Origin of the sequence: Pseudomonas sp., assembly GCF_050739995.1 — a bacterium.
Lineage (GTDB): Bacteria > Pseudomonadota > Gammaproteobacteria > Pseudomonadales > Pseudomonadaceae > Aquipseudomonas.
On the sequence record NZ_JBOICG010000651.1, the window covers coordinates 1 to 14,316 of the forward strand.

11 protein-coding genes are annotated in these 14,316 nt (G+C 59.6%); 9 read left to right on the forward strand and 2 right to left on the reverse strand.

Annotated elements, in window-relative coordinates:
• From urtD to ureC, 8 genes are all read left to right on the forward strand, one after another.
• The coding region (gene urtD, locus ACRESD_RS21935; protein ID WP_431752823.1) for an urea ABC transporter ATP-binding protein UrtD at positions 1–664 on the forward strand (664 nt) is incomplete at its 5' end.
• 149 nt (positions 665–813) lie between these two features.
• Positions 814–1,512: an urea ABC transporter ATP-binding subunit UrtE gene (urtE, locus tag ACRESD_RS21940; protein WP_431752824.1), complete on the forward strand. Its 699-nt coding sequence runs from the start codon at positions 814–816 to the stop codon at positions 1,510–1,512.
• Positions 1,513–1,543: 31 nt separating this feature from the next.
• Complete coding sequence (locus tag ACRESD_RS21945; protein WP_431752825.1) at positions 1,544–2,383, forward strand: urease accessory protein UreD; 840 nt, start codon at positions 1,544–1,546, stop codon at positions 2,381–2,383.
• A 48-nt stretch (positions 2,384–2,431) separates the two neighbouring features.
• Complete coding sequence (gene ureA, locus ACRESD_RS21950; RefSeq protein ID WP_032878149.1) at positions 2,432–2,734, forward strand: urease subunit gamma; 303 nt, start codon at positions 2,432–2,434, stop codon at positions 2,732–2,734.
• 9 nt (positions 2,735–2,743) lie between these two features.
• Entirely contained in the window at positions 2,744–3,256 is a 513-nt protein-coding gene (locus ACRESD_RS21955) for an N-acetyltransferase family protein (protein ID WP_431752826.1), read from the forward strand.
• Positions 3,257–3,261: 5 nt separating this feature from the next.
• On the forward strand, positions 3,262–3,795 hold the full coding sequence (locus tag ACRESD_RS21960) for a GNAT family N-acetyltransferase (protein ID WP_431752827.1): 534 nt from the start codon (positions 3,262–3,264) through the stop codon (positions 3,793–3,795).
• Positions 3,792–4,097: an urease subunit beta gene (locus tag ACRESD_RS21965; protein WP_185705172.1), complete on the forward strand. Its 306-nt coding sequence runs from the start codon at positions 3,792–3,794 to the stop codon at positions 4,095–4,097. The genes ACRESD_RS21960 and ACRESD_RS21965 overlap by 4 nt, the downstream gene beginning before the upstream one ends.
• Positions 4,098–4,214: 117 nt before the next feature.
• A complete protein-coding gene (gene ureC / locus ACRESD_RS21970; RefSeq protein WP_431752828.1) occupies positions 4,215–5,915 on the forward strand; it encodes an urease subunit alpha in 1,701 nt (566 codons plus the stop codon).
• 40 nt (positions 5,916–5,955) lie between these two features.
• Here ureC and ACRESD_RS21975 read toward each other — a convergent pair whose 3' ends face one another.
• Both ACRESD_RS21975 and ACRESD_RS21980 read right to left on the reverse strand, forming a co-directional pair.
• The gene (locus tag ACRESD_RS21975) at positions 5,956–11,778 is read right to left on the reverse strand and encodes an NEL-type E3 ubiquitin ligase domain-containing protein (RefSeq protein ID WP_431752829.1); all 5,823 of its coding nucleotides are present in this window, start codon (positions 11,776–11,778) and stop codon (positions 5,956–5,958) included.
• Positions 11,779–12,085: 307 nt separating this feature from the next.
• Positions 12,086–13,024: a DnaJ C-terminal domain-containing protein gene (locus ACRESD_RS21980; protein WP_431752830.1), complete on the reverse strand. Its 939-nt coding sequence runs from the start codon at positions 13,022–13,024 to the stop codon at positions 12,086–12,088.
• A gap of 237 nt (positions 13,025–13,261) precedes the next feature.
• Here ACRESD_RS21980 and ACRESD_RS21985 point away from each other — a divergent pair.
• Positions 13,262–14,316 (forward strand): Hsp70 family protein (locus ACRESD_RS21985; protein WP_431752831.1); only part of this gene is annotated, 1,055 nt, incomplete at its 3' end.

The window sequence follows — 14,316 nt, forward strand, 5'->3', positions numbered from 1 at the left end:
GTACATCGGTGTCGGTGAATTGCGCTGCATCATTGGCCCCAACGGCGCGGGCAAAACCACGCTGATGGACGTGATCACCGGCAAGACCCGCCCCAGCCATGGCACCGCCTGGTTTGGCGAGAACCTGGATCTGACTCGCCTGAGCGAAGTGCAGATCGCCCAAGCCGGCATCGGCCGCAAGTTCCAGAAACCCACGGTGTTTGAAGCCTTGAGCGTGTTCGAAAACCTGGAACTGGCGCAGAAAACCGACAAATCCGTGTGGGCCAGCCTGCGTGCACGCCTGAGCGGTGAACAGAAAGACCGCATTGATGAAGTGCTCGACACCATCCGCCTGACCGCCTCGGCGCAGCGGCCGGCCGGTTTGCTGTCTCATGGCCAGAAACAGTTCCTGGAAATCGGCATGCTGCTGATGCAAGACCCGCAACTGTTGTTGCTGGACGAACCGGTGGCGGGTATGACCGACGCCGAAACCGAATTCACTGCCGAACTGTTCAAGCGCCTGGCAGGCAAACACTCACTGATGGTGGTGGAACACGACATGGGCTTTGTCGGCTCGATTGCCGATCACGTGACCGTGTTGCACCAGGGCAGCGTGCTGGCCGAAGGGTCGCTGGAGCAGGTGCAGGAAAACGAGCGGGTGATCGAGGTTTATCTCGGCCGATAAGGCTGCCACAGACTGCTTTATGTGGGAGCTGGCTTGCCTGCGATGACGGCGGGTCAGCCAAACAGTTGTCACTGATAGTCCGCTATCGCAGGCAAGCCAGCTCCCACATTTGAACCGGTTCTCACAGGGGGATCGAGGAGGTTTTGGATATGTTGCAAGTCGACAAATTGCACCAGTACTACGGCGGCAGCCACATCCTGCGCGGACTGTCCTTTGACGTAAAAATCGGCGAAGTCACCTGCCTGCTGGGCCGTAACGGCGTAGGCAAGACCACGTTGCTCAAGTGCCTGATGGGTTTGCTGCCGGCCAAAGAAGGCGCGGTGAACTGGGAGGGCAAGGCCATCACCGGATTCAAGCCGCATCAACGTGTGCACGCGGGGATTGCCTACGTGCCCCAGGGGCGGGAGATTTTCGGACGGCTGACGGTGGAAGAGAACCTACTGATGGGCCTCTCGCGGTTTCCGGGTTCAGAGGCCAAGGAAGTCCCCTCATTCATCTACGAATTGTTCCCGGTGCTGCAGCAGATGAAACATCGACGTGGCGGCGATCTGTCCGGCGGCCAACAACAACAGCTGGCAATTGGGAGAGCCCTGGCCAGCCGCCCGCGCTTGCTGATCCTCGATGAGCCTACCGAAGGCATCCAGCCGTCGGTAATCAAGGAGATCGGCGCCGTGATCAAGCAACTCGCCGAGCGCGGCGATATGGCAATCCTGCTGGTGGAACAGTTCTACGACTTTGCCGCCGAACTGGCCGACCAATACCTGGTGATGTCCCGTGGCGAGATCGTGCAACAGGGCCGAGGTGAAAATATGGAAAGTGAGGGTGTACGCGGGCTGGTTACCATCTAATCTGTAGCGTCCTAACGATAAGCACCAAAACATGACCTTGCCCGTTTCCCCTGCCCTGTTCACCCCCAGCTGGCACGCCGAGCTGGAACTCGGCTACGCGCGTTTCGGCGACACCACACGCCCGGTGATGCGCCGCCACCTTGGCCCGCTGCGGGTGCAAAAACACTTGTACGCTGAAGGCCCCGAGGTGTGCCAGCACATCATCGTACACCCGCCCGGGGGGATTGCCGGAGGGGATCGCCTGGACATCAGCGCCCATGTCGGCGCAGGTGCGTGGGCCCAATTGACCAGCCCTGGCGCAGCCAAGTGGTACAGGGCCAGCGGCCCGGCGTATCAGCAACTGGACCTCACGGTGGAAGCCGGTGCCACGCTGGAGTGGCTGCCCCAGGAAACCATCGTATTCAGTGCGGCCCAGGCCGAACTCACCACGCGCATCGAGCTTAAAGGTGATGCACGACTGTTCTACTGGGACGTGATTGCCCTCGGCCGCCCCGCCAGCGGCGAGCGTTTCGACCTCGGCTATTTCCAATCCCACTTGGATATCCGCCGCGACGGCCAGTTGCTCTGGCATGAGCGCCAGCGCATTGTGGGCGCCGACGGCCTGCTCGACTCACCCATCGGGCTGGACGGTCAACCCGTGTTTGCTACGTTGCTGCTGGCCGCTGATATCGACTCTGAACTGCTGGAAACCTGCCGCGCCCTGCCCCATGCAGTGAGCGGCGACCTGACCCAACTACCTGGCCTGCTGGTGGCCCGTTGTCTGGCCAGTGAAGCGTTGTTGGCACGGGCATGGTTGATAGATTTATGGAAGTTGCTACGCCCTGCCGTACTGGGCCGGGAAGCCGTATCACCCCGAATCTGGAGCACATGAAGACCAAATGTTGTTTTTAAGCATGCACCTTATGAAGGATTTTGAATCATGGACCTGACCCCACGGGAAAAAGACAAACTGTTGATCTTCACCGCAGGCCTGGTAGCTGAACGCCGCCTGGCACGTGGTGTGAAGCTCAATTACCCGGAAACCATCGCCTACATTTCCGCCGCCCTGATGGAAGGTGCCCGCGATGGCCGCACCGTGGCCGAACTGATGCACTTCGGCACCACCCTGCTCAGCCGTGAACAGGTGATGGAAGGCATCCCGGAAATGATCCCGGACATCCAGGTGGAAGCCACCTTTCCAGATGGCACCAAACTGGTGACTGTCCACCAACCGATCGCATAAGGCTCCACCATGATTCGTGATGCAACCCAAGACGATTTGCCGGCCATCCGCGATATCTACAACGACGCGGTGCTGAACACCACGGCCATCTGGAACGAACAATCGGTCGACCTGGACAACCGCCAGGCCTGGTTCAGTGCCCGCCATGCGCTGGGTTATCCCATCCTGGTCTCGGTCGAAAACAATGAAGTCACCGGCTACGCCTCGTTCGGCGACTGGCGCCCCTTCGAGGGCTTCCGCTACAGCGTCGAACACTCGGTGTACGTGCGCAATGACCAGCGTGGAAAAGGCCTTGGCCCCTTGTTGATGCAAGCCCTGATCGAACGTGCGCGCATCCGCGGCAAGCATGTCATGGTCGCCGCCATCGAAAGCGGCAACCACGCCTCGATCCGCCTGCACGAGCGTCTGGGCTTTATCACGACCGGACAGATGCCCCGAGTGGGTATCAAGTTCGGCCGCTGGCTGGACCTGACCTTTATGCAACTGGCCTTGAACCCGGGCGCCGAACCGCCCAAGGAGTGAGATCGATGAACGCCGCGCAACTGCGTCGAGTCAATGCCGAAAGTTTTGCCCATTACCGCCAGGGCTTGATTGAACTGTTACTGGACGCAGTCAAGCATGGCGCGTCAGTCGGTTTTATGGCCGACTTCGATGAGGCCCAGGCACGCATGCACTTGAGCGGCGTACAAGCAAGCATCGAAGACGCCAGCCTGCTGCTGTGGGTGGTGGTGCGTGATGAAAAAGTAATCGCCAGCGTACAGTTGGCGTTGTGTCAGAAAACCAACGGTTTGAACCGTGCCGAAGTGCAAAAGCTGCTGGTGCATAGCAGCGCACGGCGCCATGGCCTGGGCCAGCAATTGATGAATGCCCTGGAACTTGCCGCACGCCAGCACAAACGCGGCCTCCTCTATCTGGACACCGAAGCGGGCTCCGGTGCCGAAGCCTTCTATCAGTCACTGCACTACACCAAGATCGGTGAACTGCCCGACTACTGCCAAAGCCCGGACGGGCGTTACACCCCGACCGCCATCTACTTCAAGACCCTGGGGCAACCTGCATGATTCCTGGTGAATATCAGATCCAGCCTGGTGACATCGAACTCAACGTGGGCCGTCGCACGATCAGCCTGAGCGTGGCCAACAGTGGCGACCGGCCGATTCAGGTGGGTTCGCATTACCATTTTTTCGAGACCAACGACGCGCTGACATTCGATCGTGCGGCCAGCCGTGGCATGCGCCTGAACATTCCGGCGGGAACGGCGGTGCGGTTCGAGCCGGGGCAGAGTCGCGAGGTTGAGTTGGTGGATTTGAGTGGTGGCAGGCGGGTATTCGGGTTTGCAGGTCGGATCATGGGTGATCTTTAGGGCCTCATCGGGGGCAAGCCCCCTCCCACCTTTTGTCCGTGTTCACAAATCAAGGTGGGAGGGGGCTTGCCCCCGATAGCGATTTCACATTCAACACATTTTTCCCAGGGCAACCACATGAAAATCAGCCGCCAAGCCTACGCCGACATGTACGGCCCCACCGTCGGTGACAAAGTCCGCCTGGCCGACACCGAACTGTTCGTCGAAGTCGAACAGGACTTCACCGTCTACGGCGAAGAAGTCAAATTCGGCGGCGGCAAAGTCATCCGCGACGGCCAGGGCCAGAGCCAATTGCTCGCCCATGAAGTAGTCGACACCCTGATCACCAACGCGCTGATCATCGACCACTGGGGCATCGTCAAGGCCGACGTCGGCCTGAAAAATGGCCGCATCGCCGCCATCGGCAAAGCTGGCAACCCGGACATCCAGCCCGACGTGACCATGGCCATCGGCGCCAGTACCGAAGTGATCGCAGGCGAGGGCATGATTCTCACTGCGGGTGGCATCGACACCCACGTACATTTCATCTGCCCGCAGCAGATCGAGGAGGCGTTGACCAGTGGCGTCACCACCATGATCGGCGGCGGCACCGGCCCCGCGACGGGCACCAATGCAACCACCTGCACCTCCGGCCCGTGGCACCTGGCGCGCATGCTCCAGGCCAGTGATTCGTTCCCAATGAACATCGGCTTTACCGGCAAGGGCAATGCAAGTCTGCCGGAGCCGTTGATCGAGCAGGTCAAGGCCGGCGCCATTGGCTTGAAGTTGCACGAAGACTGGGGCACCACCCCTGCCAGCATCGACAACTGCCTGAGCGTCGCCGACCAATACGACGTGCAGGTGGCGATCCACAGCGACACCCTCAACGAGTCCGGCTTCGTCGAAACCACCCTGGCCGCACTCAAGGGCCGCACCATCCACACCTACCACACCGAGGGCGCCGGTGGCGGCCATGCGCCAGACATCATCAAGGCCTGCGGCTTCCCGAACGTGTTGCCGAGCTCGACCAACCCGACACGACCGTTCACCCGCAACACCATTGATGAACACCTCGACATGCTGATGGTCTGCCACCACCTGGACCCAAGCATTGCCGAAGACGTGGCCTTCGCCGAAAGCCGCATCCGCCGCGAGACCATTGCCGCTGAAGATATCCTGCACGATCTTGGCGCGTTCTCCATGATCAGCTCCGACAGCCAGGCCATGGGGCGCGTGGGCGAGGTGATCACGCGCACCTGGCAGACCGCCGACAAGATGAAAAAACAGCGCGGCGCCCTGCCCGGCGATGGCCCTGGCAACGACAACTTCCGCGCCAAGCGCTATATCGCCAAGTACACCATCAACCCGGCGATCACCCACGGCATCAGCCATGAAGTGGGCTCCATCGAAGTGGGCAAATGGGCTGACCTGGTGCTGTGGCGCCCGGCGTTCTTCGGCATCAAGCCGACCCTTATCCTCAAGGGTGGTGCAATTGCCTCCAGCCTGATGGGCGACGCCAACGCCTCGATTCCCACACCACAACCGGTGCATTACCGTCCGATGTTCGCCAGCTTCGGCAGCGCACTGCACGCCACCAGCCTGACGTTTATCAGTCAGGCCGCCCAAGACGCCGGGTTGCCTGAAGCACTGGGGTTGAAAAAGCAGATAGCCGTGGTCAAGGGTTGCCGCGATGTGCAGAAAACCGATTTGGTCCACAACGATTACCTGCCGGATATCGAGGTTGATCCGCAGACGTATCAAGTCAAGGCCGACGGCATATTGCTGTGGTGTGAACCAGCGGATGTACTGCCGATGGCCCAACGCTACTTCCTGTTTTGAGCCAACAACCCTGGAGCCCTGGGCGCCAGGGTTGTGCTATTTACTTAACCGCCGCGATGAATGCCTCCCACTCGGTACGACTGTAGCGTTCAATCAGCGCCTCCTCGGCGGCGGCTACCTGGCGCATCACGGCGTTGGACTGGGCCAGGAAATCGCCGCTGTTCAAAGTACCGACATCCTTGGCTTCCTCCAGCTGCGCTATTTGCTCAAAGTAGGGATCGCGCATTTCTGTGAACTGCAATTCGTACTTGGTCACCACGAAGTCTTTCCAGAATTTTCTGCCCAACAAGGCGTTAAACTCTGCGCTTGAGCCGTTCAGTTTAAGGACGTCGTCGCGGGCAGTTTTCAGGTCTTGCTGGGTGACATCACCCAATTGGGTAAATCGCACTTTGTCCGGTTGCCCCGGCAGATCCAGCTGTTTCTCGCCCTTCAGGCCGTAACGATACGCCAGGCGAATCTCGACCTCGTCCATCCGGGCGAGCCTCTCGCGTTTGGCTGCCGCCGACAGGGTCGGATGGGTGTTGATCTCCGCTTTACGCCGCTCAATCTCCGCCAGTGCAATCTTTTCTACCTCATCCAGGCGAAACAGCCCGCGGGCCAACTTCAACAGGCTCGGGCCCTGAGTGACATCCAGCGCCGAAACTTTGGCCTGGGAGACCATTTTCAAAATCTCCACATCGCTGAACGTCATCGCCGCACAATCCGAACATCCGCCGTCCGCGGCACAGCTAAACATTTCCGTGCGCAACGCTTCGGACTCAGTACCCTGCTCGCTAATACTGTCGATTACACTCCAGACCCGCTGTTGCAGGTCTGCATCGCCCCTCACAGGTATCTCTAGCTTACTGAACACGTTGAAAAAAGCGTCACTTGCAGGCTCCGCTTTCAGCTTCACCCACTGGGCCCGACGGGCAGCTACCTGGTCTTGAGTCAAACCTCGGGTCCAGCGCTCAAAGGCCTCGTCTACGGTTGTGGCTGGCGCGCCTATATGGATTTGTTGCCGTTCACCCGTCAGGAATCCGACACCGTCGGTGCGCCGTATGCCCGCCTGCGTCGTTCGCACGTTGTAGTCCCTGATGCTTTGCCGAGTTTCCGGGCTCAGTGGATTATCGCGTAGGTCGATCGTACTGCGCATCGGCAATGAGTTCGCCAAATCAGCGGCCGCGGGACTGACCACTTCTATAGGAACAGCTCTCAGTTGGTTAGATCCCAGAAAAACCTGCCCAAGCTGCGGCTGATCGCCGAGCCCGGTTGGCCAGTGGTCAATACCCGTACGCTGCATGAACACCGAACGTATATCGCGCATCTGTGTGAAGTCGGGGTAAATACCCAGTGGATTATCGTCCAGCACCAGGGCTCTCAGGCTGGTGCGCTCGGATAATAGACGCGCCGTCTCGGCGGTCAGGCGGATCTGGTTTTTGTTCAAATACAGACGGGTCAAACCATGCATTTCACCCAGTGCCGGCGGCAATTCCTGCAATTGGTTAACGCTCATATCCAGCCAGCGAAGACCGCGAAAGCTTCTGAGGAACTCTTCGGGGGAGACACTCAGTTGCATGTTATTGAGCTTGAGCGAGCCGACATGACTGAAGTCTCCGTCCAAGGCAGGCAAGCTTTGCAAATGCATGTCACTGAGGTCCAGCTCCTGGCCAATCGGCGTGTTATCTGCCGCAAAGACGTCGCGCGACTGCTTTCTCCAACATTCGAGGATTCGCCTTTTGGCGGTGAATCGAGCACTGCTTCCATCGTTGTCCAAGAGTGCTTCGTTGGCACGTATGTAGCGTTGACGCTGGATTGCACCGGCACGTACTTCTGTCCGCCGACCTACCCCACCGGTAGCGGCCCAGGCATTGAGCTGCTGGGTCAGCGTCTGGAGCTCCGCTTTGAGCCGGGTGATTTCAGCCGCAGCGCCTGCACCCAGACTGAGAAAGTATTCCCTGGCACGACCCAGGGTGTACTCCGGGAACAACGTTTGAACATCCGCCGTATCAAGCGATTCGATGGCGAAGTTGTTCGTGTCCCTCAACGTCATGAGCTGACGCCGGGTCTGCGACACGCGTTGCCAATAGCTATCGAGCTCCAGCCAGGTTTCAGGCAGGAACGCGTTTTTTCTCATATCGATCTTGCTATTGATCCTGAGCATTTCGTCGAAATGCTCAGGTGCCGGGTAAAGGTGTTCGCGAGGGATCGAACGCAGCGCGTTGTGACGCAAGATGAGCGATTCCAGATTCGCCTGCGTCAACAGCCCCTTAGGCCACTGCTCGAGGCCGGTATAGCTCAAGTTGACGGTTTTCAGCAAAGGCATGTCACTGAAGTCCGGCGGCAAGTGCAAGGGGTTGCCCATCAGGTCCAGTACTTCCAGCTTTTTCAGGCGACCCAGTTGTTCGACACTCGTGGGAGTCAGGCGGATTCGGTTGCCGTTCAGCGTCAAGTGGGCAAGGTTCTGCATCTCTGTCAGCTCTGTGGGCAGCTCTGTCATGGCTGCGTTGGTAATCCGCAACTTTTTGAGCTGTTTGAAACGACCGATAAAATTTTCCGCCCCTGTTGTCCAGGGAGTGTTGAACAGCTCGAGACTTTCGACGTGCGGGAAGTCAGCGGTCAAACTCGGCAAATTCAGAGGCATGCCAGATACGATTTTCAACGACGTGGTCTCCCGCCGCCAACTCTGGGCAATGGCATCGGCGAAGGTCTTGCGGGCGCCGCCCTGGCGATCAAAGAGCGTCAGGGTTGACCGAGGTTGGTCCTTGATCCAGGCCGCCAGGTCTTTTTTCAGCTTGCTGTACTCCTCCTCCAGCCGCGTGAGTTCAGGCGATGGGTTTGAACCCAGGGCGCTCAAGAACTCCCTGACTTGGACGTCTCCGAACGTCGGAAACAGTGCGCGCACACGTTGTTCCGGTGACGTAAAGACGCGACTCAATACTCGCGGAATACGGAGTGCGCCTCCCAGTAAACGCATCGAGGGATCGTACTCGGGCTTGCGCAACGGGTGCTCCAGCAACACCGTCCGCATGGGACCGCGCGGCAGCGGTGAGCGGCGGATAAGCATCTGCAACTGCGCCGCATCCACGGCCGCCAGGGTTTGACGCTCTTGGGTAGACAACTGCTGCCAGAGCGCCGTATAGATATCGCCGGGTGGCGTGCCCTCGAACAGGCCGTTTTCCATCACCACCAGGGTTTTATGGGGCGTGGCATCGGGGGAGCCGATAGCGTCTCGCAGCGGCCCAGTGGCCGAATATTCGCGCAACTCCACACGCGAACCTCGACGCCAACCGGGCAGGGTTTCCAAGGTGCGAAGGGCCAGGCGCTGGCTGTCGGCATTGGCCAGTGCGTCGACGTGTAAGCCTTCGTAGGCCCGTGATACCCGACTCTCCTGCACATGCCATTGCGCTTGCTCGCTCACGGACTCCGGCAGCCGGGCACCGCTGCGCAAGGCTTGTAGCTGCTCCTCGGTGAAGTTGCGCAGCAGGTGCTCGGCCATCGGTGTTGGCAAGCTCGGGTAGCGTGACAACAGCCGATTGACGTCCGGATCGTTACTGAGGTTTTGTTTGCGGTAGCGATCCTCCACTAACGAACCCTCCCAGCTCTCAGCGTACTTGCCAAGGTACTGACGCAGCAGCCTTGCGCGCTCGGGCAATGGGTCGCTCGGTTGGCCTGGGAACCGACTCAATACCTCATCCTGGCCTTGCAGCGTGTAGAGCAGCTCTTGCAAAAATTCGCCTTGGGCCATCCCAGGGCCGATCTGCAACACACGACGGCGCACCTTTGAAGTCGGATCAAAGTCCCATAATTGACCACCGCCTGGGCCGATGACCCGCAGCGGCACATCTGTCAGCAGCTCTTTGCGCCGCAGAAGCTCCAGTTGAATCACCGGGTCGGCCTTGGCATACACAGCAGGATCAGTGGCTTTCATTTGTGCGATAAACGCGGTGAACTCATCGGCAATCTTGAAGCGTTGCAGCGTATCGCTCAGCACCAGAGGCATCGAGGTGTTATCCAGGAAGTCGGCGCGCAGGGTATCTACGTCGATGTCGCTGGACTCCAGCGCCGCCTGCAAACGTGCGGTACTCACGCCCTCGACCGGCTGTCCAAGGCGTTTGAGCAAGGTCGAATCGTCCCAGCTCAGTGGGCTTTCGGCTTCGTGTTGCCAGGCACCTTCATAGTTATGCTGCAGGCGAGGGGCATACGCTTGCGGGCGTGTGGGATGCTGAATGCGATATTCGTCGATGATCGGGTCGTGGCGCACCTGGAAAGGATCACCGTCAAGGGGCAGCACGGTGCGCCCATCATGGGTGTACAGGCCCAGCCTATTGGGCCGGGCATCGACGGGCAGGGTGATGGGCGCTTTGTAGGGCACAAGGTCGGGGCGCCAGAGCCTTTGGCTACCATTGTCCAGTGTGACCTGCTTGAGGTCTTCGATCACAGGCTCAGGTTCGGCTGCGATCACCTTGGGCAGGACTTTGCCACCTGCCGCCATCACCGCCAGCAAGGCCAGATTTTCAGCAATATCCACTAGATGTGCCTTGGCCGCGCGGCGGTCGCCTTCGCTCCATTCGATGCTGCCCTCGAGCGTTTCATAAAGCAGTTGACCGGCCATCACCACCATCATCACCTCGCCCAATACCGGCACGAACATCGACACTACATTCAGCGCTAGCAAACCGATATTGAGCAGTTTGGAGAACTTTTCGGAGCGCACGCGGGCGTCAACGTCGGCCGTCGGCACCGCATGGCTGCGGGCGTCTGCCAGCAGCTTGTCGCGGTGCTGCTCGAACAGATAATCCCACAGGTCGATATTGGCGGCCCACACACCATGGCCCTTGCGCGTCAGCGTGACTGCGTTCAGGAAGGGGTCGGAATTAGGCCGCTGTGTCGGCGGCGGATCGGGCGGCAAGTCCAGCACGGGAGTGAATGGCGCAAAGGGATTGATGCCGTTTATCACCGCCACCAACAGCGGCGAATAGGGTTCTTTATTGGCAATCGCTTCGGGCGCCGGCACCGTTTCGTTGAGTTCGTTGAAATACGCGGGAAGATCAGCGTAACCAACAAACTGACTGAAAAAGCGCTGGTACTGTGTTGGGCTACCGTCACCCAGGTCCGGGGTGTCGCGAGCGGTGAACCGCTGCTTGAACATCGTCTCCATCTGCGGCCAAGTGAAGCGCTTCAGGGGGTGATGCGGATCATGGGGGATATAGAGAATCAACTCATCGGCGTAGCGATACTTCTCACAGATGACGAACGCCACGCAGCCGATCATGCGTTTTTTCATCAGTCCGAGGTCGCGAAACCACACCTGTTTTTTGCCCATCCAGGGATGTATTTCGCCGTTAACCACCGACATGATCATCTGGTAATCCGCAGCATCAATGTCCTTGGTGAGCAAGGCCTGCTCCGCCGCCGCCGCCAGGTCAGCCTTGCGCGCGCTGCTGAATTTATGTCGTAGCACCTGTTCGGCAACAGGGTCTGCGGCATACAGGAACTCGTTGAGATAACGCTGATACTGCGCGCCAATATCCAGCGAACGGCACAGTTCAGTGAATTGTGGCACCGTTAACGAGGTGCTGACTGACTCGACTTTATCCGCCGTCGCGCCATGGGTGATGAACCCCGACGAGGCCAGAAATGCCTGGGGTTCGCACTCACTGGCCTCAAAGTTATGCAAGGCCGCCTGCAGCAGCGGCAGGCGCACGACCTCATAGGTGCGCAAAGTGACGCCGACCTGCTTGACCTCTACGGGCTTGTGCAATTGCAGCAGCGTCTTGTGAACATCCAGCTGCACCTTGAACCGATCCTGCAGCGCCTTGACCAACAGGGGCTCGGCGAAGGCATCAATGCTTTGCACCCGTTCCATCGCCTTGTCGAGCACGGTTTGTTGGCTGAAGCTGGTGGTGAATTTTTCACTCAATGCCAGCTGTTGTTCCGCGGTGGCACGCGTGTACCAGCCCGGCAACTGCGTGGGAGCACCTTTGAATTGGTCACGACGTGTCGACGTGGCGTTGATCAGCCAGGTGGGGCTGGCGTGTTCGAGGTAGTCGCGGTGAATGCTTTGGGTCGCAACCGGAGGGGTACCGGAAGGAAGATCGGCCATGATGTGGCTCCTTGAATTGGAAGCCTCAGCACATCATGGCCAACGAGGGGAACAGTGTTAGATAGTTAGCGGTTGGCCGCCATTTTCAGAAGTGCTCCCGCGGGTTGAACGCGGCCTTTTTCGCCAGTTCCTGCCACAAGGCGATGGTTTCATCGTCAGCCTGCTTGGGCATCACGGCCTTGAGCTGGATGTACAAGAAACCGCGCGCCCCGGCCTTGTTCAGCAAACCATGGCCCTTGGCGCGCATGCGCTGGCCGTTCTGGCTGCCGGGGGGCACCTTGAGGTTGATCTTGCCGGTCAGGGTCGGCACCGCCACTTCCGTGCCCAGTGCCAGTTCCCACGGCGCCAGCGGCAGGTTGATGATCAGGTTTTCGCCGTCCACTTCGAACTTGGAGTGCGGCGCAAACTTGATGATCAGGTACAGATCGCCATTGGCCCCACCGCCAATGCCCGGTGCGCCCTGGGCCTTGAGACGGATGCGCTCGCCGTCGGCCACGCCGGCGGGGATCTTCACATTCAGGCTCTTGGTGGTGTTGCTGACGTGACGGCCCGAGGCGTCGTATTGCGGCACCTGGAAGCTGATCTGCTTGGACTCGGTGGCCAGTGTCTCCTCAAGGGACACCGTCAGTTGCATCTCCACGTCCTGGCCTTTACGCCCGGCGCTGCGGCGCTGGCCACCGCCGAACGCGTCGCCCCGCGACCCGAAGATCGAGCTGAAGAAGTCCGAGAAGTCACCCGCATCCTGACCGCCGCCAAAGCCGCCACGGCTCTGCCAGCCTGGCGGCCCCTGGAACGGCTGACCATGCTGGCCGTACTTGCGCAGCTCGTCGTATTCGGCGCGTTTGTCGGCACTTTTGAGTGCCTCGTAGGCTTCGGACGCGTCCTTGAATTTCTCTTCGGCGTCTTTTTCCTTGCTCACATCCGGGTGATATTTGCGCGCAAGCTTGCGATAGGCGGCCTTGATTTCCTTGTCATCGGCGCTCGGCTCGACACCCAATATCTTGTAGTAATCTTTGAAATCCATCGGCGGTTCACCATCCTAAATCGAGATCGCACCGCCCGGGGCACAACGTGCGCTGGTTTGCACTTGTTGAGTCTTGTGGCCTGGGAGTGCGTCAAAGTGTTATCGGCGCTTGCCGTATGCACCTGATGTGGGGGCAAATCCGGCGCTTTCAAGCGCTATTTACGGATAACCGGCCTACGCATCCGCCTTCGACTGGCATACACTGCGCGGCCGTTTTTCAACCGGAACCCGATAGACATGAAAAACCCATCCCCAGCCCGTGCCTGCGGCATCGACTTTGGCACGTCCAACTCCACCGTCGGCTGGATCCGCCCCGGCGAGGAGACGCTCATCGCGCTGGAGGACGACAAGATTACGTTGCCGTCGGTGGTGTTCTTCAACTTCGAGGAGCGCCGCCCGGTGTACGGTCGCCTGGCGCTGCACGAGTACCTGGAAAACTACGAAGGCCGCCTGATGCGCTCGCTCAAGAGCCTGTTGGGTTCCAAGCTGATCAAGCACGACACCAGCGTACTCGGCACGGCGATGCCGTTCACCGACCTGTTGGCGCTGTTTATCGGCCAACTCAAGAGCCGCGCCGAAGCGACCGCCGGGCGTGAGTTCGAAGAAGTGGTACTGGGCCGCCCGGTGTTTTTCGTCGATGACGACCCGATGGCCGACCAGGAAGCCGAGAACACCCTGGTCGACGTGGCACGCAAGATCGGCTTCAAGGACATCTCGTTCCAGTACGAGCCGATTGCGGCGGCGTTTGACTACGAGTCCACCATCGAGAAAGAAGAGCTGGTGCTGATCGTCGACATCGGCGGGGGTACGTCTGACTTCTCGCTGGTGCGCCTGTCCCCGGACCGTCGTCACAACGACAACCGCCAAAGCGACATCCTCGCCACTGGCGGCGTGCACATCGGCGGCACCGACTTCGACAAACAGCTTTCGCTGAACGGCATGATGCCGCTGTTCGGCTACGGCAGCCGCATGAAAAGCGGTGCCTACATGCCGACCAGCCACCACATGAACCTGGCCACCTGGCACACCATCAACTCGGTGTACTCGCAAAAATCCCAGATAGCGCTGGGCAGCATGCGCTATGACATCGAGGACACGGGTGGCATCGACCGCCTGTTCAAATTGATCGAACAGCGCGCCGGGCACTGGCTGGCGATGGAAGTGGAAGAAACCAAGATCCAGCTGACCCACGCAGACAACCGCCATGTGGCGTTGGATCGGATTGAATCGGGCCTGAGCGTGGACCTGAGCCGGGCGCTGTTCGAGTCGTCCATCGACAGCCTGTTGGAACG